Source organism: Pseudomonas sp. GOM7 (genome assembly GCF_026723825.1).
Lineage (GTDB): Bacteria > Pseudomonadota > Gammaproteobacteria > Pseudomonadales > Pseudomonadaceae > Aquipseudomonas.
The window spans coordinates 4,287,050-4,309,061 of the sequence record NZ_CP113519.1; the positions used below are offsets into that span (position 1 = coordinate 4,287,050).

At 64.0% G+C, this 22,012-nt stretch carries 17 protein-coding genes; 3 read left to right on the forward strand and 14 right to left on the reverse strand.

The window, feature by feature from the left end:
• Nucleotides 1–92 precede the first annotated feature (92 nt).
• Together OU800_RS18965 and OU800_RS18970 are read left to right on the forward strand one after the other, a co-directional pair.
• Nucleotides 93–2,114 (forward strand): ATP-binding protein, encoded by a 2,022-nt coding sequence (locus tag OU800_RS18965; RefSeq protein WP_268178898.1) that lies wholly within the window; start codon nucleotides 93–95, stop codon nucleotides 2,112–2,114.
• A gap of 3 nt (nucleotides 2,115–2,117) precedes the next feature.
• Entirely contained in the window at nucleotides 2,118–2,693 is a 576-nt protein-coding gene (locus OU800_RS18970) for a cob(I)yrinic acid a,c-diamide adenosyltransferase (RefSeq protein ID WP_268178899.1), read from the forward strand.
• A gap of 96 nt (nucleotides 2,694–2,789) precedes the next feature.
• Here OU800_RS18970 and OU800_RS18975 read toward each other — a convergent pair whose 3' ends face one another.
• The 5 genes from OU800_RS18975 to OU800_RS18995 form a co-directional block, all read right to left on the reverse strand.
• The gene (locus tag OU800_RS18975) at nucleotides 2,790–3,737 is read right to left on the reverse strand and encodes a Nudix family hydrolase (RefSeq protein WP_268178900.1); all 948 of its coding nucleotides are present in this window, start codon (nucleotides 3,735–3,737) and stop codon (nucleotides 2,790–2,792) included.
• Nucleotides 3,734–4,366 carry a glutathione S-transferase family protein gene (locus OU800_RS18980; RefSeq protein ID WP_268178901.1) on the reverse strand — a complete coding sequence of 211 codons (633 nt, stop codon included), beginning with the start codon at nucleotides 4,364–4,366 and terminating at the stop codon, nucleotides 3,734–3,736. The genes OU800_RS18975 and OU800_RS18980 overlap by 4 nt, the downstream gene beginning before the upstream one ends.
• A 262-nt stretch (nucleotides 4,367–4,628) precedes the next feature.
• Nucleotides 4,629–5,846 (reverse strand): bifunctional glutamate N-acetyltransferase/amino-acid acetyltransferase ArgJ, encoded by a 1,218-nt coding sequence (gene argJ, locus OU800_RS18985; RefSeq protein WP_268178902.1) that lies wholly within the window; start codon nucleotides 5,844–5,846, stop codon nucleotides 4,629–4,631.
• Nucleotides 5,847–5,985: 139 nt separating this feature from the next.
• The gene (gene secA, locus OU800_RS18990; protein ID WP_268178903.1) at nucleotides 5,986–8,721 is read right to left on the reverse strand and encodes a preprotein translocase subunit SecA; all 2,736 of its coding nucleotides are present in this window, start codon (nucleotides 8,719–8,721) and stop codon (nucleotides 5,986–5,988) included.
• A gap of 243 nt (nucleotides 8,722–8,964) precedes the next feature.
• A complete protein-coding gene (locus tag OU800_RS18995) occupies nucleotides 8,965–9,885 on the reverse strand; it encodes a M23 family metallopeptidase (RefSeq protein ID WP_268178904.1) in 921 nt (306 codons plus the stop codon).
• A gap of 78 nt (nucleotides 9,886–9,963) precedes the next feature.
• On the opposite strand from OU800_RS18995, the gene OU800_RS19000 reads away from it, so the two are divergent.
• Complete coding sequence (locus tag OU800_RS19000; RefSeq protein WP_268178905.1) at nucleotides 9,964–10,419, forward strand: DUF721 domain-containing protein; 456 nt, start codon at nucleotides 9,964–9,966, stop codon at nucleotides 10,417–10,419.
• A gap of 1,181 nt (nucleotides 10,420–11,600) precedes the next feature.
• Here the strand turns inward: OU800_RS19000 and lpxC are convergent.
• The 9 genes from lpxC to murD form a co-directional block, all read right to left on the reverse strand.
• Complete coding sequence (lpxC, locus tag OU800_RS19005; RefSeq protein ID WP_268178906.1) at nucleotides 11,601–12,512, reverse strand: UDP-3-O-acyl-N-acetylglucosamine deacetylase; 912 nt, start codon at nucleotides 12,510–12,512, stop codon at nucleotides 11,601–11,603.
• Nucleotides 12,513–12,623: 111 nt separating this feature from the next.
• Entirely contained in the window at nucleotides 12,624–13,817 is a 1,194-nt protein-coding gene (gene ftsZ / locus OU800_RS19010) for a cell division protein FtsZ (protein ID WP_268178907.1), read from the reverse strand.
• Nucleotides 13,818–13,862: 45 nt separating this feature from the next.
• Nucleotides 13,863–15,110, reverse strand: coding sequence for a cell division protein FtsA (gene ftsA / locus OU800_RS19015; protein ID WP_268178908.1), 1,248 nt, complete (start codon nucleotides 15,108–15,110; stop codon nucleotides 13,863–13,865).
• 16 nt (nucleotides 15,111–15,126) lie between these two features.
• On the reverse strand, nucleotides 15,127–15,993 hold the full coding sequence (locus OU800_RS19020) for a cell division protein FtsQ/DivIB (protein WP_268178909.1): 867 nt from the start codon (nucleotides 15,991–15,993) through the stop codon (nucleotides 15,127–15,129).
• A gap of 3 nt (nucleotides 15,994–15,996) precedes the next feature.
• Nucleotides 15,997–16,938 (reverse strand): D-alanine--D-alanine ligase, encoded by a 942-nt coding sequence (locus OU800_RS19025; protein ID WP_268178910.1) that lies wholly within the window; start codon nucleotides 16,936–16,938, stop codon nucleotides 15,997–15,999.
• Nucleotides 16,935–18,335: a UDP-N-acetylmuramate--L-alanine ligase gene (murC, locus tag OU800_RS19030; protein ID WP_268184377.1), complete on the reverse strand. Its 1,401-nt coding sequence runs from the start codon at nucleotides 18,333–18,335 to the stop codon at nucleotides 16,935–16,937. The genes OU800_RS19025 and murC overlap by 4 nt, the downstream gene beginning before the upstream one ends.
• Before the next feature lie 34 nt (nucleotides 18,336–18,369).
• Nucleotides 18,370–19,440, reverse strand: coding sequence for an undecaprenyldiphospho-muramoylpentapeptide beta-N-acetylglucosaminyltransferase (murG, locus tag OU800_RS19035; RefSeq protein WP_268178911.1), 1,071 nt, complete (start codon nucleotides 19,438–19,440; stop codon nucleotides 18,370–18,372).
• Nucleotides 19,430–20,662 carry a putative lipid II flippase FtsW gene (gene ftsW / locus OU800_RS19040; protein WP_268178912.1) on the reverse strand — a complete coding sequence of 411 codons (1,233 nt, stop codon included), beginning with the start codon at nucleotides 20,660–20,662 and terminating at the stop codon, nucleotides 19,430–19,432. Before ftsW ends, murG begins: the two co-directional genes overlap by 11 nt.
• Nucleotides 20,662–22,008, reverse strand: coding sequence for a UDP-N-acetylmuramoyl-L-alanine--D-glutamate ligase (gene murD, locus OU800_RS19045; protein ID WP_268178913.1), 1,347 nt, complete (start codon nucleotides 22,006–22,008; stop codon nucleotides 20,662–20,664). Before murD ends, ftsW begins: the two co-directional genes overlap by 1 nt.
• Nucleotides 22,009–22,012 lie beyond the last annotated feature (4 nt).

Consider the following 22,012-nt stretch of genomic DNA (forward strand, 5'->3'; position numbering starts at 1 on the left):
CCGCATTGCTGCGCCAAATGGCAACAGACCCTAGATGGCAATGACGACGCGAGCGCGCTAACCTGCCAGTTCGCCCGACGACGCCCCCAGCCATGACCCTGCGCCAGCACCTCGAAAACCTGCCCGTCGGCCGCAAGCTGCTCGCGGCCTTGCTCGTACTGCTCAGTGCGGTGCTGCTGATCGCCAACCTGGCCTTCATCAGCGCGGCCTACTGGATCACCCAGCAGAGCATGGCACCACAAGCCCTGCACACCCTCGGCCGGCTGATCGCCAGCCCGGCGCTAAGCGGTGAGGCGCTGCACTCGGCAAACTCGGCGCAAGCCGTGCTGCGTCGCCTGGACGACTATGCGCCGCTGCGCGCGGCGGTGATCTACGACAGCAATGGCGACAGCCTGGCGCAACTGCAACGCGGCGAGAAACTGAAACTGCCACAACACCTCGGCGAACTGGAAAGCTGGCGGGAAACGGCCTTTCGCACCAACCTGCTGGTAGAGCTGCCGCACCCCAGCGGCCGCCCGGGCGCCCTGCTGCTGGTGGCCTCCAGCGAGCTGCCCGGCGCCTTCTACACCGGCACCCTGACCGCCAGCCTGGCGATCCTGGCGCTGAGCGTGGCGCTGTGGTTCCTGGTAGCGCGGCAGATCCGCCGCCTGGTGACCAAACCCATCCGTCGCCTGGAAGAACTCTCGCGCCAGGTCACCCGCGAGGAAAACTACGCCCTGCGCGCCCAGCGTGGCCACAAGGACGAGATCGGCAGCCTGGCCGACGCCTTCAATACCATGCTGATGCGCATGGAGGCGCGCGAACAACAGCTCAAGCGCGCGCGCGACGATGCCCAGCAGGCCTTCGATCAGGCGCAGAGCCTGGCCGAGGAAACCCGCCACTCCAACCGCAAGCTGGAACTGGAAGTGCAGGTGCGCAGCAAGATCGAGAAGAAACTCACCGGCTTCCAGAACTACCTCAACAGCATCATCGACTCCATGCCCTCGGCGCTCATCGCCCTCGACGAGCAGCTCTACGTCACCCAATGGAACCAGGAGGCCAGCGCGCTTTCCGGCACCCCCATGAACGAGGCGCTGAATCAGCCGGTGTTCCTCGCCTTCCCCCTGCTCAAGCCCTTTTTGCCGCAACTCAAGCGCACCGCCGAGCAGCTACGAGTGGAAAAGATCGAGCGCATCACCTGGCCCAAGGACGATGAACCACGCTACTACGCCCTGACGTTCTACCCGCTGATGGGCGGCATTGGCCATGGTGTGGTCATTCGCATCGACGACATCACCCAGCGCCTGTCCCTGGAAGAAATGATGGTGCAATCGGAAAAGATGCTTTCGGTCGGCGGCCTGGCCGCCGGCATGGCGCACGAGATCAACAACCCGCTCGGCGCCATCCTGCACAACGTGCAGAACATCCGCAGGCGCCTGTCGCCGGAGCTGGAAAAGAACCTGGAGCAAGCCGAACAGACGGGCGTGAGTCTGCAGGCCATCGACCAGTATCTGCAGGCGCGGGACATCCCGAGACTGCTCGACGGTATCCAGCAGGCAGGCCAGCGTGCGGCCAAGATCGTCAGCCACATGCTCAGTTTCAGCCGTCGCAGCGACCGGCAACTAGCCCCTTGCGATCTGCCCGGATTGATCGACCAGGCCCTGGAGATCGCCGGCAACGACTTCGACCTGGCCGATCGCTTCGACTTCAAGACCCTGCAGATCGTCCGCGACTTCGACCCGCACCTGGGCCCGGTACCGGCCACCGCCAACGAACTGGAACAGGTGCTGCTCAACCTGTTGAAGAACGCCGCCCAGGCCATTCACCAGGTCGAGCAGCGCAGCGAACCGGGGCGCATCACCCTGCGTACACGTCAGGTCGGGCATTGGGCGGAGATACAGGTAGAAGACAACGGTACCGGCATGAGCGAGGCCACCCGCAAGCGCATCTTCGAGCCCTTCTTCACCACCAAGGAGGTCGGCCAGGGCACCGGCCTGGGCCTGGCCGTGTCGTATTTCATCATCACCAACAACCACAAGGGGCAGATGGAAGTGCACTCGCGCCAGGGCCAGGGTACCTGCTTCACCCTGCGCCTGCCCCTGAATGCTCCTCACGACAGCAGTACAGGACTCTGAACCATGGGTTACCGCCTTTCCAAGATCTACACACGTACAGGCGACAAGGGCGAAACCGGCCTCGCCGACGGCCGCCGGGTCGGCAAGGATCACCCACGCATCGAAGCCATCGGCGAGCTGGATACCCTCAACAGCCAGTTGGGGCTGTTGCTGGCCGAGCTGGCCGAGGCGACAGCGCAATACCCGGCGCTGAATGAGCTGATCGAGGTGCTCGGCCCCTGCCAGCACCGCCTGTTCGACCTCGGTGGCGAACTGGCGATGCCCGAGTACCAGGCATTGCAACCTAGCGAAGTGGAGCGCCTGGAGGCGGTGATCGACCGCTGGAACGAAGAGGTCGGGCCGCTGGAGAACTTCATTCTGCCAGGTGGCTCGCGACTGATTGCTCAGGCCCACGTCTGCCGCAGTTTCGCCCGCAGCGCCGAGCGCCGCTGCCAGCACCTCAACGCCGTCGAGCCGCTGCGCGCCGCAGGCCTGGCTTACGTCAACCGGCTCTCCGACCTGCTGTTCGTCGCCGCACGCCTGATTGCCAGGCGCCAGGGCATCGACGAAGTCCTATGGAAAGCCGCAGACAAACCGTAGAAGCGATTACGCCCGGCACGCCAGGCCTGTAGGAGCGAATTCATTCGCGATCATCACGGCCTCGGCGCCAACCGCTCTTCGCGGATAAATCCGCTCCTACCGAGCGTGCGGCCAGAACGCGCGGATGCCCGCCACCCCCTGGGCGCCAACCTGCCAGGCACGCTCGATATCCGTCGGGCCGACGCCACCGAGCAGGTATGTCGGCAGATTGCAGGCCAACAGCATCTCGCGGGCTGCCTCCCAGCCCAAAGGCTGCGCCTCGGGGTGAGTGGCGGTCGCCTGCAACGGGGAGAGGGTGACGAAGTCCACCCCCATCTGCGCCGCCAGGGCCAGCTCCTCGGCGCTGTGGCAGGACGCAGCCAGCCAACGCTGCTCAGGGAAGGGTCGGCCACCGGCGGCATACTTGCGCAACTGCTCGGCTGTCAGATGCCAGCCGGCTGCCGGGAAATCCCCCAGCCACTCCAGCGGCCCCTTGAGCATCAGTTGCGCCTTGCCGGCACACAGGCCCTGCACGTCCACCGCCAGGTCACGGTACTGCGCATCGAACATCTTCGGCGCGCGCAACTGGATCAGCCGCACGCCTTCTGCCAGGGCACTGCGCACCCCGGTCAGCAACTCGCCCGGCTCCAGCCCATCGGGGGTGATCAGGTAGCGCTCGGGCAAGCGTGCCGCTGCCACTATGGGTTTGTTGGCCGCGGGAAATTCGTACTCCAGCAACTGCCGCTCGCTGACCCAGGCCAGCGGCTGACCTTCGGCGCCGTGCGGTTCGCCGGTGAAGGCCGTGACTTCCCAGACATCCAGCAATACCTGCTTGTCGGGGTAGTCATGGCGAATCTGGATCAGCGGACGCGCCGCCGCGGGGCGAATGGCCAGCTCCTCCTCCAGCTCACGGGCCAGAGCGAGGCTCACCGCCTCGCCCTCCTCCACCTTGCCGCCGGGAAACTCCCACAGGCCGCCCTGGTGTTTGTTCTGCGGACGTTTGGCGATCAGGATGCGACCATCGACACCCCGAATCACCGCCGCTGCGACATGTACACGCTTCACCCCTTTATCTCCTGCAACGCCGCCTGGTGCCAGCGTTGGAAGGCCGGCCAGCGGTAGATGGTTTCGACATAGGCCGCTGCTGTCTCCGGCAGCGCCACCCGATAGCTGCGCAAACGCGCCGCAACCGGCGCGTAGAAGGCATCGGCGATGCTGGCCTGGCCGAACAGGTAGTCACCCTGATCGGCGAAACGTTCGCGGCAGTCAGCCCAGATCGCACACACGCGCTCGATATCGGCCTTGGCATCCGCCGGAATCTCGGCCAATGCCTGGTCACGGGCCAGATCCATCGGCAGGTGGCTGCGCAAGGCGACGAAACCGCTGTGCATTTCCGCACAGACGCTGCGTGCCAAGGCCCTGGCAGCAACGTCCCGGGGCCACAGCCCGGCCTCGGGAAAATGTTCGGCCAGGTACTCGGCAATCGCCAGTGAGTCCCACACCGGGCCATGCTCGGTGAGCAGCACCGGCACCTTGCCCGCCGGCGAATGGCTGAGCAGGCGGGCGCGACTGTCAGGCTGGTAAAGCCGCACCCGCACCTCATCGCAGGCAGCCCCCGCCAGCTCGACGACCAGCGCCGCACGCAACGACCAGGAAGAGTAATTCTTGTCGCCCACCACCAATTGCAAAGCCATTTCGCGCCCCTGTCAGATGAAAGTCCTGATTCGACGTTAAAAGTCCGCCGCCGCAATAGCAAATTCCCGCGCCTCATGGGGTCATGAGGCGCGGGAATGGCAGAGTAGCTGCAAGCTGCAAGCTGCAAGCTGCAAGCTGCAAGCTGCAAGCTGCAAGCTGCAAGCTGCAAGCTGCAAGCTGCAAGCGAAGGGCGACTCCGACTTCAGTGTCAAGTATCCAGGCCTTTACTTGCAGCTTATGGCTTGCAGCTTGTAGCTGCTTTTAAGTCCGGTATTCGGCGTTGATCTTGACGTATTCGTGAGACAGGTCGGTGGTCCAGATGGTTTCGCTGCAGTCGCCACGGCCCAGCTCGATGCGGATGGTGATTTCCTCGCGGGCCATTACCGCCGCGCCCTGCTCCTCGGTGTAGGTGATGGCACGGCAGCCCTTGCTGGCGATGCAGACCTCGCCGAGGAAGACGTCGATCTTGCTCACGTCCAGTTGCGGCACGCCGGCATAGCCCACAGCGGCGAGGATGCGCCCCCAGTTAGGGTCAGAGGCGAATAGCGCGGTCTTGATCAGCGGCGAGTGGGCCACGGCGTAGGCCACGTCCAGGCACTCCTGATGAGTGCTGCCGCCATTGACCTGCACGGTGACGAACTTGGTCGCGCCTTCACCATCGCGGACGATGGCCTGCGCCACTTCCATGAACACCTCGAACACCGCCTGCTTGAGCTTGGCGAACAGCTCGCCACTGGCCTCGGCGATTTCCGGCAGTGCGGCCTGACCGGTGGCGATCAACATGCAGCAGTCGTTGGTGGAGGTGTCGCCGTCGATGGTGATGCGGTTGAACGACTTGTTCGCCGCGTCGCGCACCAGATCCTGCAGCACACCCTGGGCGACCTTGGCGTCGGTGGCGATGTAGCCGAGCATGGTGGCCATGTTCGGGCGGATCATCCCGGCACCCTTGCTGATACCGGTGACGGTGATGGTGATGCCATCGTGCTGGAACTGACGGCTGGCGCCCTTGGGCAGGGTGTCGGTGGTCATGATGCCGGTGGCGGCCGCTTCCCAGTTGTCGGTTCTGAGATCATCCAGCGCCGCTTGCAGAGCGGACTCGATCTTCTCCACCGGCAGCGGCTCGCCGATCACCCCAGTGGAGAACGGCAGCACGGCGCTCTCCGCCACGCCGGTCAGCTCGGCCAGGCGCGCGCAGGCACGGCGCGCACGGGCCAGGCCATCGTCGCCAGTACCGGCGTTGGCGTTGCCGGTGTTGGTCAGCAGGTAACGCACCTCACCACCCAGGCGCTCACGAGTGAGCAGCACGGGCGCGGCGCAGAAGGCATTGGTGGTGGTCACCCCGGCGATGCGCGAACCTTCGGCGCAGCGCATCACTACCACATCCTTGCGCCCGGGACGCTTGATGCCGGCCGAGGCGATGCCCAGCTCGAAACCGGGAACCGGGTGCAGGGTAGACAGCGGGCCAAGACCAACAGCCATGAGATGCGCTCCTTCAAGTATGCGGTGATCGCCTCGGCGACCGGATGAGATGGTAAAACGCCGCGAGCGGCAAAGCCGTCGCGGCGTTGTCAGGGCGCTGGCAGCATAGCCGAAGCGCCCGCTACTGCAAGTGGCGCGATCAGCCGATCTGACCGTGGCAGTGCTTGTACTTCTTGCCCGAGCCACAGGGGCAGGGCTCGTTGCGGCCGACCTTCTGCTCGGCGCGCACCGGGGCGGTAGCGACTGCGACATCGCCCTCCTCGGCGGCACCTTCGGCAGCGGCCAGGGCCGAGGCGTCGGCGTGCTGGAACTGCATGCGCTCGGCCATGGCCTCGGCTTCGCGGCGCAGACGTGCCTCTTCCTCGGCCGGATCTTCGCGGCGTACCTGCACGTGGCAGAGCACGCGGATGGTGTCGCGCTTGATGGAATCCAGCAGTTCCTGGAACAGGGTGAAGGACTCGCGCTTGTATTCCTGCTTGGGGTTCTTCTGCGCATAACCACGCAGGTGAATGCCGTGACGCAGGTGATCCATGGTGGACAGGTGATCCTTCCACAGGTCATCCAGCACGCGCAGCAGGATCTGCTTCTCGAAGGTACGCAGGGCTTCGGCGCTGGCCTGGGTCTCCTTCTCGTTGTAGGCGGCGATCAGCTCGGCGAGGATGCGCTCGCGCAGAGTCTCTTCGTACAGCTTGTCGTCTTCGTCCAGCCACTGCTGGATCGGCAGCTTGAGACCGAAGTCGCTCTGCAGGGTGGATTCCAGGCCAGCGACATCCCACTGCTCGGGCATCGACTGCGGCGGAATGTGGCCGTTGATGGCAGCGGTCAGCACTTCCTCGCGGAACTCGGCGATGGTGTCACCCACGTTCTCGGCCGCCAGCAGGCTGTTGCGCATGTGATAGATCACCTTGCGCTGCTCGTTGGCCACATCGTCGAACTCGAGCAGTTGCTTGCGCATGTCGAAGTTGCGGCCCTCGACCTTGCGTTGCGCCTTCTCGATGGCGTTGGTCACCATGCGGTGTTCGATGGCCTCGCCGGACTGCATGCCAAGGGCCTTCATGAAGTTCTTCACCCGGTCGGAGGCGAAGATGCGCATCAGGTTGTCTTCCAGCGACAGATAGAAGCGGCTGGAACCCGGGTCACCCTGGCGGCCGGCACGACCGCGCAACTGGTTGTCGATACGCCGCGATTCATGACGCTCGGAGGCAATCACATGCAGGCCGCCGGCCTCGATCACCTGCTGGTGACGCTTCTGCCATTCGGCCTTGATCTGCGCGATCTGCTCGTCGGTGGGGTTTTCCAACGCGGCGACTTCCACTTCCCAGTTACCACCGAGGAGGATGTCGGTACCACGACCGGCCATGTTGGTGGCGATGGTCAGTGCCCCCGGACGACCGGCCTGGGCGATGATCTCGGCTTCCTTGTCGTGGAACTTGGCGTTGAGCACCTTGTGCTCGATGCCTTCCTTGTTCAGCAACTGGCTGACGTACTCGGAAGTCTCGATGGTCGCGGTGCCGACCAGAATTGGCCGGCCCTGGGCCTGGCAGTCCTTGATGTCGGCGATGATGGCTTGGTACTTCTCTTCCTGGGTCAGGTAGACCAGGTCATTGAAATCCTTGCGCGCGACCGGCTTGTTGGTCGGAATCACCATCACGTCCAGACCGTAGATCTGGCGGAACTCGAAGGCCTCGGTATCGGCGGTGCCGGTCATGCCGGAGAGCTTGGTGTACAGACGGAAGTAGTTCTGGAAGGTGGTCGAGGCCAGGGTCTGGCTCTCGGCCTGGATGTTCACCCCTTCCTTGGCCTCGATGGCCTGGTGCAGGCCCTCGGACAGGCGGCGGCCCGGCATGGTACGGCCGGTGTGCTCGTCGATCAGGATGACCTGGCCGTTCTGCACGATGTACTCGACGTTGCGGTGGAACAGCGTGTGCGCACGCAGGCCCGCATAGACGTGAGTCAGCAGACCGAGGTTGTGCGCCGAGTAGAGGCTCTCCCCCTCGGCCAGCAGACCGACTGCGGTGAGCATTTCTTCGACCTGCTGGTGGCCGGCTTCGTTGAGCTCGACCTGACGCGATTTCTCATCGACCTTGTAGTGCCCTTCCTGGGTCACCACGCCTTCCTCCTCCTCGATGTGCTGCTTGAGGCGCGGAATCAGCTTGTTGATCTCGATGTACAGCTTGGAGCTGTCTTCGGCCTGACCGGAGATGATCAGCGGAGTACGGGCTTCGTCGATGAGGATGGAGTCGACTTCGTCGATCACGGCGAAATTCAGCTCGCGCTGGAACTTGTCTTCCAGACTGAAGGCCATGTTGTCGCGCAGGTAGTCGAAACCGAACTCGTTGTTGGTGCCGTAGGTAATATCGGCAGCGTAGGCAGCGCGTTTCTCTTCCGGCGGCTGGAAGGGAGTGACGATGCCCACGGAGAGGCCGAGGAACTCGTACAAGGGACGCATCCAGTTGGCGTCGCGGCGTGCCAGGTATTCGTTGACCGTGACCACGTGCACGCCCTTGCCGGAGAGTGCGTTGAGGTAGACGGCCAGAGTGCCCACCAGGGTCTTGCCCTCGCCGGTGCGCATCTCGGCGATCTTGCCTTCGTGCAGGGTCATGCCACCGATTAGCTGCACATCGAAGTGGCGCATGCCCATCACCCGCTTGCCAGCCTCACGAGCCACGGCGAAGGCTTCGGGCAACAATTGATCGAGGGTTTCGCCCTTGGCCAGACGGGCCTTGAACTCTTCGGTCTTGCCCCGCAGTTGCTCGTCCGAGAGCGCGATCATCTGCTCTTCCAGGGCGTTCACGGACTGCACCGCTTTGAGCATGCGTTTGACTTCACGCTCATTCTTGCTTCCGAAAAGTTTTTTCAACAAAGGCGCAAACATATCGGCAGGGTCTTCCGGCGAAATGGATGGAGGTCGGCGCAAATCGCGACCTGGCAGCCAGCATGGCTGCTGGACGAAGGGAGCATTCTACCCGGAAAAACCCGGGAGGAAAGTGACGTTCTCAGCTCGCTACAGGCATCGACCGAGGTACGCCACACCGCCTCGGTAGCGCCGAGGCGAGTGATCACGGGGTTCTAGATGGGGGCGCGCAAGGAGAATTCAAGGTCGTGACAGGGCAAGGCATCACTCGACGCCGCTGTTACGGGCGATGTACAGCGCCGGGTTGACCGCACGGCCGTTCTTGGTCACCTCGAAATGCACGTGCGAGCCAGTGGAACGCCCGGTGCTGCCCACCTTGGCGATGGTCTGGCCACGCTGCACCAGATCGCCAACCTGCACGACGTTGCCGCGGTTGTGCGCGTAGAGAGTGGTGTAGCCGTCGGAGTGGCTGATCTCCACGACATTGCCGTAACCCGATTTGCGCCCGGCGAAGGTCACCACGCCTGCTGCCACGGCCACCACATCGCTGCCGGGCTTGGCGGCGAAGTCGATGCCCTTGTGCACGCTGACCCGTCCGGTCAACGGATGCACCCGCCGGCCGAAGGGCGAAGAGATGTAGCCCTGCAGCACGGGCCGCCCGGAGAGGGTTTCCGCCTCATTCAGGCGACGCTCGCCAAGCAGTTGTTCAAGTACTTCCAGTTGTTGTTCGCGGCTATCCACGCGCAGCGCCAGTTCATCGAGTGCAGTCATGAAAGGCGGCGGCGCATAAACCGAAGCGCCGAGCGAATCCTCGGCACCACCCTGACCGACATCGAGAGAGAAGTCGAACTCGCTGGAGTCGAGGTCGGCCAGCTCGGTGAGACGCTCACCCAGGGCATCGAGACGGGTCAGGCGGGCCTGCAGCTCGGCCACGTGCGCGGCGAAGGCGTCCAGTTGGCGCTGAGCATCCTCGCGCACCGCACCAACCTGCTGGCGCTGCTGATCGAGCGCCGCGGCCAAGCGGCTGTCGGACAGCGGCTCGGCGGTCAGCCACTTGGCGCCCAACGCGGCACCTGCCGCCAGGCTCGACAGCACCGCCAATACGGCAGCCAGCGCCAGCCAGCGCAGATTGATATGAATGGATCTGGCCGAACCCTGTCGACCATTGAGCAAGATGATGTGCATGGCTTCCCCTAATGACGGAGGATCAGCCGATGGAGGGTTCTGCTACCATGGCGACTCCGTAACTCAAGGCTTCCTGCCATGTCGTTCCGTCCCTTGCCGGCCCAGGCACCCGCTACGCTGTTACGCGAAGCCAAGCCCCTGAAAGCGCTGTTCGATGAGGCCCAACGCCTCGCGCATCTGCAGCGTCTTGTCGAAAGCCAGCTACAACCTGCCGCCCGGGAACACTGTCATGTCGCGTCCTGGCGAGGCGGTTGTCTGTTGTTGATCGTGACCGATGGCCACTGGGCAACACGATTGCGCTACCAGCAACGCCGACTGCAGAGGCAGCTACAGCTACTGGAAGAGTTCGCGACCTTAACGAAAATACTGTTCAAGGTGCAACCACAAAGCGGACATAATCGTGGAACTCGTCACGCCCCTTACCTGTCAAAGGGCGCCGCGCAAGGTATCCAGACCAGCGCCGAAGGCATCAGTGACCCCAGACTGCGCGCGGCTCTCGAGCGGCTGGCCAGTCATGTTCGTGAAGACGAATGAGGCTGTTGCCGCTCGTCGGCAAATTTGACGTCAAATCGCCATCAGGCACCGGATTGATCTGATTGAGGCCGACTGGCCATGGCTAGTGGCCTGATTTCGTTATGGTCAGGGGTCGGTTCATGCTGGGCTGGCGAGCTTGTGTTGGTTGTTCTTGTGCCTGTTCCGGATTGCCGCGTTTTCGTTGATGTTTTTGGTTTCGCCCTCCCGGGCGAGTCACTTTTGGGGCAAAAGTAACCAAAACCTCCGCCCTTTCATCCGGCCCTCGCTACGCGAGGGTTCGCTCACTCCATCGCCGTTCCAGAGGCCCGACCGGATGCGGCCCACCGACGAAGGGCCATCCCTGGCCCATCGCGGCTCTCGGCTTTGGCATCCTGCGTCGCTCTACCTCCTGCATCCATGCAGTCGTCGCGGCATCCATGCCGCTCAACCTCTTCCACGACGATTCCGTTCGCCCTCCTGGGCGGGCTCTGCACGCGCCTGAACCCGAGGTAACCCAGAATTAGCGTGGAGTGCTTGAACCTGGGTCAGCCTTAAGCCTGACCAGGATGCCGGCTGGAAGCCGGCAAGCTGTTCACTGCATGAAATTGCGCGAATGAAACTATTGGTTTAATTCGACAGCCACGTCGTGGTTCCACTGTTACCAGAACACGCCGAGCATTCTTTGGAATGCCGGTTCGTTCAGGCGCGCGAATGGCCCCTTCAGGAGGGTGAGTGGAATCGTTGCGCAGAGGGGCGAGCGGCATGGATGCCGCGACGACTGCATGGATGCAGGAGGTAGAGCGACGCAGGATGCCAAAGCCGAGAGCCGCGATGGGCCAGGGACGGCCCTTGTAAGCCGACCCTCGGAGCAACGATGGAGCGAAACGTAGCGAAGCGGAGTAACAGCCGGAGGCTGGCCCGAAGGGCGAGCGAAGCGAGTAACGAACCCCGGCGCAGCAGGGCGGGGGCGCCTAGCTCGGATGGCGGGGCCAAGCCTTTTTGCCTTCTTTTGTGGCGTTTGACAAAAGAAGGTCGCCGGGGGGCGAAACGGGATATATCAGCTAAACGCCGATAAGCAGCTTGAACACCAAAACACACAATTGCCAGTCCGATGTAAAGACTGCCCTTCCCGAAACTCCGCGAAGAATCATAAAAAAAGGCCACCCGAAGGTGGCCTCAAATAAAGCTGGAAAGAGAGTTTTCTACACCGCCGCAGCCGGGCGCATGTAGGAGATCGGCGCGAGTGTGGCGTCCTCGAAGGTCACCATTTCCCAGGCATCGGTCTGCTCGATCAACGTACGCAGCAAACGGTTGTTCAGTGCGTGACCGGACTTGAAGCCCTTGAACTCGCCGATCAGGCTGTTACCCAACAGGTACAGGTCACCGATGGCATCGAGAATCTTGTGTTTGACGAATTCGTCCTCGTACCGCAGGCCGTCTTCGTTCAATACGCGATACTCGTCGACCACGATAGCGTTTTCCACACTGCCACCGAGTGCCAGGTTCTGCGAACGCAGGAACTCGATGTCACGCATGAAGCCGAAGGTGCGGGCCCGGCTGACTTCCTTGACGAAAGAGGTGCTGGAGAAATCCACACTGGCGCTCTGCGTGCGATTGCGGAACACAGGGTGATCGAAGTCGATCTCGAAGCTCACCTTGAAGCCATCGAAAGGCACGAAGGTGGCGCGCTTGTCGCCCTCCTCCACCGTGACCTCACGCAGGATGCGGATGAACTTCTTCGGCGCGTCCTGCTCCTGCAGGCCAGCCGATTGAATCAGGAATACGAAGGGACCAGCGCTACCATCCATGATCGGCACTTCGGATGCGGAGAGCTCGACGTAGGCGTTATCGATGCCCAGGCCTGCCATGGCCGAAAGCAGGTGCTCTACCGTATCTACCTTGACATCACCGTTGATCAATGTGGTCGACATGGTGGTTTCGCCGACGTTTCCGGCCAGTGCGCGGATTTCCACGACAGGGTCGAGATCGGTGCGACGAAACACGATGCCGGTATCCACAGGAGCCGGCTTCAGGGTCAGGTAAACCTTTTCCCCCGAATGCAGGCCAACGCCGGTGGCACGGATGATGTTCTTCAGGGTGCGTTGTCTGATCATGGCTTGGCCGCTATATCGCTAGTTGCGAACTGTTTTCAACAATGGTCGGGGATGATAGCAGAACCGACCTTTGCTGAACACCAATCACCTTCATACTCCTGATACATTCCATCAATCAGCCTGACGACGCAGGAAAGCCGGAATATCCAGGTAATCGAGATCGTCCTGGGTATTGAGCTTGGCTGCAGTGGCCGCACCACTATGACTCTGACGCTGTACGGTCGGGCGCTCGTAGTCCTTGTAGTTGACCGACTGCTCGCCGCGCGGCTGGGTCACGGGCTGCTGGGCAACCGGCTGGCTGGCAGCGACCTGCACGGTATTGTCGACCACCTTGACCGGCTTCTCCATGCGCGCACCGAGGCCGGTAGCGACCACGGTGACGTGCAGCTCGTCGCGCATGTCGGCGTCGATCACGGTACCCACCTTGACGGTGGCGTGCTCGGAGGCGAACTGCTCGATGATGTTACCCACGTCGGAGTATTCACCCAAGGACAGATCCGGGCCGGCGGTGATGTTCACCAGGATGCCACGGGCGCCCTGCAGGTTGACGTCTTCCAGCAGCGGGTTGCGGATGGCCGCTTCGGTGGCTTCACGCGCACGGTTCGGACCGCTGGCGCAGCCGGTGCCCATCATGGCCATGCCCATCTCGCTCATCACGGTCTTCACGTCGGCGAAGTCGACGTTGATCATGCCCGGACGCTTGATGATGTCGGAGATACCGCGCACGGCACCAGCCAGTACGTCGTCAGCCTTGGCGAAGGCGGACAGCAGGCTGGCGTCCTTGCCGAGGATGGTCAGCAGCTTCTCGTTGGGAATGGTGATCAGCGAGTCGACGCTCTCGGCCAGCGCGCGGATGCCTTCATCGGCGATCTGCATGCGCTTGCGCCCCTCGAAGGGGAACGGACGGGTCACCACCGCAACAGTGAGGATGCCCAGCTCCTTGGCCACTTCGGCGATCACCGGGGCAGCGCCGGTGCCGGTACCGCCGCCCATGCCGGTGGTGATGAACACCATGTCGGTGCCCTGCAGGACTTCGGCGATGCGCTCACGGTCTTCCAGCGCGGCCTGACGACCGACCTCCGGATTGGCGCCAGCGCCCAGGCCCTTGGTCACGCCTGGGCCGAGCTGCAGCACGGTGCGCGCACCGATGTTCTTCAGGGCCTGCGCATCGGTGTTGGCGCAGATGAACTCAACGCCCTCGATGTTGCTGACCGCCATGTGATTGACCGCGTTACCGCCGCCACCACCGACACCGATGACCTTGATCACCGCGCTTTGTGGAACGTTATCTACCAGTTCAAACATGATCTCTCTCCTTCCCTTCTAGTTGTGTAACGCCTACTGCAAAAATCAGAAATTGCCTTGTACCCAGCGCTTGATGCGCTCGAATACCGGGGTCTTGCCTTCGTCCTGATAAGGACTGCCAACCGACATGGAAATGCCGTCGTGCTGCTTCTGCAGCCCGTACAACAGCAAGCCCACACCAGTGGAATAGATCGGGTTGCGCACCACATCGGCCATGCCCTTGACGCTATGTGGCACGCCTAAGCGCACCGGCATGTGGAAGATCTCCTCGGCCAGCTCTACTGCGCCTTCCATCTTCGCCGTGCCACCGGTCATGACGATGCCGGCGGGAATCAGGTCTTCGTAACCGCTGCGACGCAGCTCGGCCTGGATCAGGGTGAACAGCTCGTCGTAACGCGGCTCGACCACCTCGGCCAGGGACTGACGCGAGAGGTCGCGCGGCGGACGATCACCGACGCTGGGCACCTTGATGGTTTCGCCAGCACCGGCCAGCTTGGCCAGGGCGCAGGCATAGCGGATCTTGATTTCCTCGGCGTACTGGGTCGGCGTACGCAGGGCCATGGCGATGTCGTTGGTCACCTGATCACCTGCGATCGGGATCACCGCGGTGTGACGAATGGCGCCCTCGGTGAAGATGGCGATGTCGGTGGTACCACCGCCAATGTCCACCAGGCACACGCCCAGTTCCTTCTCGTCCTCGGTCAGTACCGAGTAGGCCGAGGCGAGCTGCTCGAGGATGATGTCGTCAACTTCCAGGCCGCAGCGGCGCACGCATTTTTCGATGTTCTGCGCGGCGTTCACCGCGCAGGTGACCACATGCACCTTGGCCTCCAGGCGCACGCCGGACATGCCAAGCGGCTCGCGCACGCCTTCCTGGTTGTCGATCACGTAGTCCTGCGCCAGGGTGTGCAGCACCCGCTGGTCGGCCGGAATGGCAACGGCCTGGGCGGCGTCGAGCACGCGCTCGATATCCGCGCCACTGACCTCACGGTCGCGAATGGCGACGATGCCATGACTGTTGAGGCTACGGATATGGTTGCCAGCCACGCCGACGAAGGCCGAGTGGATACGGCAGCCGGCCATCAGTTGCGCCTCTTCCACGGCGCGCTGGATCGATGCCACGGTGGACTCGATATTGACCACCACGCCCTTCTTCAGCCCGCGCGACGGATGAGTGCCGATGCCGACGATTTCCAGTTGGCCATCGGCCGTCACCTCGCCCACCAGCGCCACTACCTTGGAGGTGCCGATGTCCAGGCCGACGATCATCTTGCCGCTTTGCGCGCTACTCATAGTGTCCTGCCTCTTCTCAATTCACTTTCTGCTCGGCCGTGGCCGGCTCCACCGGCTCACGCCAGGCCACGGCCAGGCCGTTGGCATAACGCAGGTCGATGCGCGCGATGTTCGCGCTCTGTTCCTTCAATTCACGCTCGTAGATGGCGGCGAACCGACGCATCTTCTCCACCACATGGTCGCGCCCCAGGAGTATCTCGATGCGCTGCCCGCTGGCATTCTCGGTGGCCGAGAGGTACCAGCTACCACGCTCGCGCAACTGCAGCCCGACCACGGTGAACCCCATGGGGCGCAGCAACTGGCTGAGCATCTGGTACTGCTGCATCACCTGCGGCTGCGCCCGCTTGGGACCGGACAGTTGCGGCAGGTGCTGATAGTTGTTCAGCTCCTGCGGGGCGAAGGCCTGGCCCTGGTTGTTGAGCAGCGCCTCGTCGCCCCAGCGGGCGATGGGTAGTTGTTCTTCCAGGCGCACATCGATCTGATCCGGCCATACCCGGCGCACTTCGGCATGGGCGATCCAGGGCATGCGCTCCAGTTCCTCGCGCATGCTGCGCAGATCGACGCTGAAGAAGCTGCCCTGGGTAAAAGGCGCGATGCGCCGCTGCACCGCGTCCTGGCTGACATAAGCCAGATCGCCCTGCACACTGATGCGCGCGATCGGCCGATCCATGTAAGGCAGCAAACGTTGTGCGCCTTCGTAGGCACCGAAGCCGAGGCCAACCAGCAACAACGGCCAGGCCAGACGGGTAACCCAGGAGAAGTCCGCCTTGGGCAGGCGCAGACGCACCGGCTCCTTGGCCACCAGACGGCTGGCGCCACGCGGCACGGGCTTGCCGCGTAGCGGAGCCCTCAGCGAATCCTGATGACGCACGGCGGTGACCATGGCTTAACCCCTCGCCTCGACGCTGTCGGCCAGGATCGCCAGCACCAGTTGCTGGAAATCCAGTCCGGCGGCGCGCGCGGCCATCGGCACCAGGCTGTGATCGGTCATGCCCGGAACGGTATTCACTTCCAGCAGCCAGAACTGGCCATTGGCGTCCTGCATCACGTCGGCGCGCGCCCAGCCCTGGGTACCCACGGCTTCGCAGGCACGCGCGGTGAGGTCTTTCAGCTCGGCTTCCTTCTCCGCAGACAGGCCGCAGGGAATGCGGTACTGGGTGTCATCGGCCAGGTACTTGGCGTCGTAGTCATAGAAAGTGTGCGGTGTACCCAGGCCGATGGGTGGCAGCACCTGGCCACGCAGCACAGCGATGGTGTACTCGGGGCCGGCGATCCACTGCTCCACCAGCACCTGGCTGTCATAGCGCGCGGCGTCCTGCCAGGCCGCGATGAGCGCCTCGATGCTGTCGACCTTGGCCATGCCGATACTGGAACCTTCATGGGTCGGTTTGACGATCAGCGGGAAGCCAAGTTCGAGCGCAGCGGCCTTGCAATCGGCCTGCGAGCTCAGCACGGCATGGCGCGGTGTCGGCAGACCGAGGCTGTGCCAGACCTGCTTGGTACGCAGCTTGTCCATGGCCAACGCCGAAGCGAGGATGCCGCTGCCGGTGTAGGGAATACCGGCGCATTCGAGCAGGCCCTGCATGGAGCCATCCTCGCCACCACGGCCATGCAGCACGATGAAGGCACGGTCGATCTTCTCGCTGGCAAGGCGAGCCAGGAAGTCATCGCCCACGTCGATGCCGAAGGCGTCCACGCCGGCCGCCTGCAGGGCACTGAGCACGGCATTGCCGGATTTCAGCGACACCTCGCGCTCGGCGCTCTTGCCGCCGAACAGCACGGCGACGCGACCGAAGGCCTTGGGATCGAGGGTACTGTGCAGGCTCATTTCGACTCCCCGACGAACAGTGGGTGCTTGATCAGTTGCGGCGCCACCGCGCCGATATCGCCGGCGCCCTGGCACAGCAGGATGTCGCCGGCACGCAGCAGCGGTTTGAGCAGCGGCGCCAGATCCACGCCGCGCTCGACGTAGATCGGGTCGAGCTGGCCACGCTGGCGAATGCTGTGACACATCTGCCGGCTGTCGGCACCGGGGATCGGCTCTTCGCCGGCCGGGTAGACCTCCACCAGCAGCAACACGTTGGCCTCGCCCAGCACCTGCACGAAGTCGTCGTACAGATCACGGGTGCGGCTGTAGCGGTGCGGCTGGTAGACCATCACCAGGCGGCGCTCCGGCCAGCCACCACGCACGGCCTTGATCACCGCCGCCACTTCACGCGGGTGATGGCCATAGTCGTCCACCAGCATCACGCTGCCGCCGTCCACCGGCAGTTCACCGTAGACCTGGAAGCGCCTGCCGACACCCTGGAAGCCCGACAGCCCGGCGACGATGGCGCTGTCGTCGATACCCTCGTCGGTGGCGATGGCGATGGTGGCCAGGGCATTGAGCACGTTGTGGTTACCCGGCATGTTCACCGACACATCGAGCGGCTCGCAGTCCGGGCGCAGCACGGTGAAATGGGTGCGCATGCCTTCCTGGCGCACGTTGATCGCGCGCACGTCGGCGTCCTCGGAGAAACCGTAGGTGACGGTGGGGCGGCCCACCTGCGGCAGCAACTCGCGTACCACAGGGTCGTCCACGCAGAGCACGGCCAGGCCATAGAACGGCAGGTTGTGGAGGAACTCGATGAAGGTTTTCTTCAATACATTGAAGTCGCCGCCATAGGTGCTCATGTGGTCGGCGTCGATATTGGTGACTACCGAAACCATCGGCTGCAGGTGCAGGAAGCTGGCGTCGCTCTCGTCGGCCTCGGCGATCAGGAAGCGGCTGGAACCGAGCTGTGCGTTGGTGCCAGCGGCGTTCAGCCGGCCACCGATGACGAAGGTCGGATCCAGGCCACCGGCAGCGAACACCGAAGCCAGCAGGCTGGTGGTGGTGGTCTTGCCATGGGTGCCGGCCACGGCGATGCCGTGGCGGTAGCGCATCAGCTCGGCGAGCATCTCGGCGCGGCGCACCACCGGGATACGGCGTTCCAGAGCAGTGGCCACTTCCGGGTTGGCGGTGTTGATGGCGCTGGACACCACCAGCACGTCGGCCTGCTCGGCGTTTTCCGCACGGTGGCCGATGAAAATGGTGGCGCCGAAGTTCGCCAGGCGCTCGGTCACGGCCGAGGCCTTGAGGTCGGAGCCGGACACTTCGTAGCCCAGGTTCATCAGCACTTCGGCGATGCCGCACATGCCGGCGCCGCCGATGCCGACGAAGTGAATGCGGCGGATGCGGCGCATGCGCCGGACTTCGGCCTTGACCGCAGCGGGAGACTTAGCCACGGGCCACCTCCAGGCAGATGTCGACCACCGTGCGGGTGGCATCGGGCTTGGCCAGGCGACGCGCGGTGGCGCCCATGACAGTGAGTTTTTCCAGGTGCATCAGAACCTCGGTGAGCTGCGCGGCGAGCTTGGCCGCGTCAGTGGCATGTTGCGCAAGCAGGACGGCAGCGCCCTCCTTCGCCAGGTATTCGGCATTGCGGCTCTGGTGATCGTCGATGGCGTGCGGCAGCGGTACGAGCAGCGAGGGCAGGCCGGCGGCGGCCAGTTCGCTGACGGTCAGCGCACCGGCGCGGCAGATCACCAGATCGGCCCAGCCATAGGCCCGCGCCATGTCCTTGATGAAGGGCGCGACCTCGGCTTCGACCGCAGCATCGCGATAACGCTCCGCGGTGATCTCGGCGTGTTGCTTGCCGGCCTGGTGGAAGACCTGCGGACGAATCTCGCCAGGCAGTTTTTCCAGCGCGGCGGGCAACAGCTTGTTCAGCGGCTCGGCGCCCAGGCTGCCGCCCAGCACCAGCAGCTTGGGCTTGCGCCCGGCCAGCGGCTCGCGCGGCGTTTCCAAAAACAGCTCCTCGCGCACCGGATTGCCGGTGGTGCGACGCTTGGCGGAGGCCGCGAAGGTGTCGGGGAAGGCCTCGCAGATGCGCGTGGCGATACGCGACAGCAAACGGTTGGCGGTACCGGCCACAGCGTTCTGCTCATGGATGATCAGCGGCACACCGGCCATGCGCGCGGCCAGGCCGCCCGGCCCGGTGACATAACCGCCCATGCCGAGCACGCACACCGGCTGCAGCTCACGCACGATGCGCCGCGCCTGCAGCAGCGAGCGCAGTAGCTGGAACGGTGCCTTGAGCAGGGACAGCTTGCCCTTGCCACGCAGGCCGCTGACATTGATCAGGTGCAACGGCAGACCGGCCTGCGGCACCAGCTCGTTCTCGATGCCGCGCGGCGTGCCCAGCCAGTGCACGGCATAGCCACGGGTCTGGAATTCGCGCGCGCAGGCCAGCGCCGGGAACACGTGCCCGCCGGTGCCGCCGGCCATGATCAGGACGTTACCGCGCATGACGAGGCTCCTCCAGGACGAAGGAAGGCGGCTCGATGGCGAAATCCGATTCGTCGAACTCCACATCCTCATTGCCCAGCACGTGACGGCTTTCCCACTCGATACGCAGCAGGATCGCCAGGCTGATGCAGCAGATCACCAGGGACGAACCGCCATAGCTGAGGAACGGCAGGGTCAGGCCCTTGGTCGGCAGCAGGCCGGTGTTCACCCCGATATTGATGAGGAACTGGCCGATCCACAGGAACGACAGGCCATAGGCGACATAGGCGGAGAACAACTGCTTGGCCTTCTCGGCCCACAGACCGATGTACAGGCCGCGCACGCAAACGAAGACGAACAGCACCAGGGTCGCCAGCGAGCCGATCAGCCCCAGCTCTTCGGCCAACACCGAAAACACGAAGTCGGTATGCGCTTCGGGCAGGTAGAACTGCTTCTGCACGCTGTTGCCCAGGCCGACGCCGAACCATTCGCCACGGCCGAAGGCGATCAGCGCCTGGGTCAACTGGTAGCCGGCGCCGTACTGATCGGCCCAGGGATCGGTGAAAGTGATCAGACGCTGCAGGCGGTATTCCTGGGTCTGCACCAGCACGAACACCGCGCCCACGGCCAACACCACCATCAGGCCGAAGCGCAGCATACCGACGCCGCCGAGGAACAGCATGGCCATGGCCGAGCCCATCATCACTACGGTGGCACCGAAGTCCGGCTCCAGCAGCAGCAGCCCCGCCATCGGCAGCAGCACGATGAAGGGCTTGAAGAAGCCCATCCAGCTCTCGCGCACTTCTTCCTGGCGTCGCACCAGATAACCGGCCAGATAGACCACCACGAACACCTTGGCGATTTCCGAGGGCTGCACGTTGAACGCACCGAAGCCGATCCAGCGCCGCGCACCGTTGACCTCGCGGCCGATGCCGGGAATCAGCACCAGCACCAGCAGAGCAAAGGCGGCCAGCAGCATCATCCAGCCATAGCGCTGCCAGAAGCTCATGGGGATCATCAGCACCACGCCGGCTGCCCCCAGCCCGATCAGCAGGTAAACGATATGGCGGATCATGTAGTACAGCGGATTGCCGGACAGCGCCGCCGCCACTTCCGAAGAAGCCGAGGTGATCATCACCAGACCCAGGCCGAGCAGGCCGAGGCAGCCGGCCAGCATGGGGAAGTCGACATCGAAGCCACGACCCAGCAAAGGTGAAGGACGAACACGCAGGAAGCTCAACATCAGGCGAGCCCTCCCACGGCCTGGGCGAACAGGCGCCCGCGTTCCTCGAAATTCTTGAACATGTCCAGGCTGGCGCAGGCCGGCGACAGCAGCACGGCGTCGCCATGCTCGGCCAGCTCGCTGCAGCGCTGCACGGCTTCGTCCAGGGTTTTCACCCGCACCAGCGGCGTGGCGTCACCCAGCGCCTCGGCAAGGCGCTCGGCATCGCGGCCCAGCAACACCACGGCGCGGCAGAAGCGCGCGGCCGGCTGCTTCAGCGCGGAGAAATCGGCGCCCTTGCCGTCGCCACCGGCGATCAGTACCAGCTTGCCGGCGATATCCGCACCGAGGCCTTCGATGGCTGCCAGCGCCGCGCCGACATTGGTGGCCTTGGAGTCGTCGTAGTAGTTCACGCCGGCGCGTTCACCGACCCACTGGCAGCGGTGCGGTAGCCCGGCGAACTGGCGCAGGGTGGCCAACATGGCCTCCATCGGCAGGCCGACGGCATGGCCGAGGGCCAGCGCCGCCAGGGCATTGGACTGGTTGTGCGCGCCGCGGATCTTCAGTTCGCTCACCGGCAGCAGGGCCTCGAAGCGGAACGCCAGGCACTTTTCGCCGTTCTCTTCCAGCAGGCCGAAACGTTTGAAGTCGGGTTTGCCCAGGCCAAATTCCCAGCAGCTCACCTGGTCGGCGATCAGCGGCCGCGACAAGGCGTCGTCACGATTCACCACCACCTGACGCGCACCACGGAAGATGCGGTGCTTGGCCTGATGGTAGGCCGGCAGGCCAGTGTAGCGATCCATGTGGTCTTCGCTGAGGTTCAGGCAGGTGGCCACTTCCGCGTTGAGCTGATCGGTGGTTTCCAGTTGGAAGCTGGACAGCTCCAGCACGTACAGCTCGACATCGTCGGCCAACAGATCCAGCGCCGGCGTACCCAGGTTGCCGCCGACGGCGACACGCTTGCCAGCGGCGGCGGCCATCTCGCCCACCAAGGTGGTGACGGTGCTCTTGGCGTTGGAGCCGGTGATGGCGACGATCGGCGCCTTGGCGTGGCGGGCGAACAGGTCGATATCACCAGACAGTTTGACCCCGCGCGCAGCCGCTTCGGCCAACGCTGGAGTCGCCACAGCCAGGCCCGGGCTCACGTACAGTTCCGAGGCGCGGCAGAGGAAGTCCACGTCCAGCTCGCCGCAACGTACTTCCACCTGCGGGTAGTCACGCTTGAGCGCTTCCAGCTCCGGCGGATTCGCGCGCGTATCGGCCACGGCAAAGCGCACGCCCTGACGCGCCAGGAAGCGCACCAGGGACATGCCGCTCTTGCCGAGGCCGACAACGATGCGGAATTGGTCGGAAGCGATCAACGACACGCGT

Excerpts from the sequence above, each read along its gene's own strand:
- OU800_RS18965 (WP_268178898.1), top strand. The coding sequence starts at position 93 with ATGACCCTGCGCCAGCACCTCGAAAACCTGCCCGTCGGCCGCAAGCTG.
- OU800_RS18970 (WP_268178899.1), top strand. The coding sequence starts at position 2,118 with ATGGGTTACCGCCTTTCCAAGATCTACACACGTACAGGCGACAAGGGC.
- OU800_RS18980 (WP_268178901.1), bottom strand. The coding sequence starts at position 4,366 with ATGGCTTTGCAATTGGTGGTGGGCGACAAGAATTACTCTTCCTGGTCG.
- argJ (WP_268178902.1), bottom strand. The coding sequence starts at position 5,846 with ATGGCTGTTGGTCTTGGCCCGCTGTCTACCCTGCACCCGGTTCCCGGT.
- secA (WP_268178903.1), bottom strand. The coding sequence starts at position 8,721 with ATGTTTGCGCCTTTGTTGAAAAAACTTTTCGGAAGCAAGAATGAGCGT.
- OU800_RS18995 (WP_268178904.1), bottom strand. The coding sequence starts at position 9,885 with ATGCACATCATCTTGCTCAATGGTCGACAGGGTTCGGCCAGATCCATT.
- OU800_RS19000 (WP_268178905.1), top strand. The coding sequence starts at position 9,964 with ATGTCGTTCCGTCCCTTGCCGGCCCAGGCACCCGCTACGCTGTTACGC.
- lpxC (WP_268178906.1), bottom strand. The coding sequence starts at position 12,512 with ATGATCAGACAACGCACCCTGAAGAACATCATCCGTGCCACCGGCGTT.
- ftsZ (WP_268178907.1), bottom strand. The coding sequence starts at position 13,817 with ATGTTTGAACTGGTAGATAACGTTCCACAAAGCGCGGTGATCAAGGTC.
- ftsA (WP_268178908.1), bottom strand. The coding sequence starts at position 15,110 with ATGAGTAGCGCGCAAAGCGGCAAGATGATCGTCGGCCTGGACATCGGC.
- OU800_RS19020 (WP_268178909.1), bottom strand. The coding sequence starts at position 15,993 with ATGGTCACCGCCGTGCGTCATCAGGATTCGCTGAGGGCTCCGCTACGC.
- OU800_RS19025 (WP_268178910.1), bottom strand. The coding sequence starts at position 16,938 with ATGAGCCTGCACAGTACCCTCGATCCCAAGGCCTTCGGTCGCGTCGCC.
- murC (WP_268184377.1), bottom strand. The coding sequence starts at position 18,335 with ATGCGCCGCATCCGCCGCATTCACTTCGTCGGCATCGGCGGCGCCGGC.
- murG (WP_268178911.1), bottom strand. The coding sequence starts at position 19,440 with ATGCGCGGTAACGTCCTGATCATGGCCGGCGGCACCGGCGGGCACGTG.
- ftsW (WP_268178912.1), bottom strand. The coding sequence starts at position 20,662 with ATGTTGAGCTTCCTGCGTGTTCGTCCTTCACCTTTGCTGGGTCGTGGC.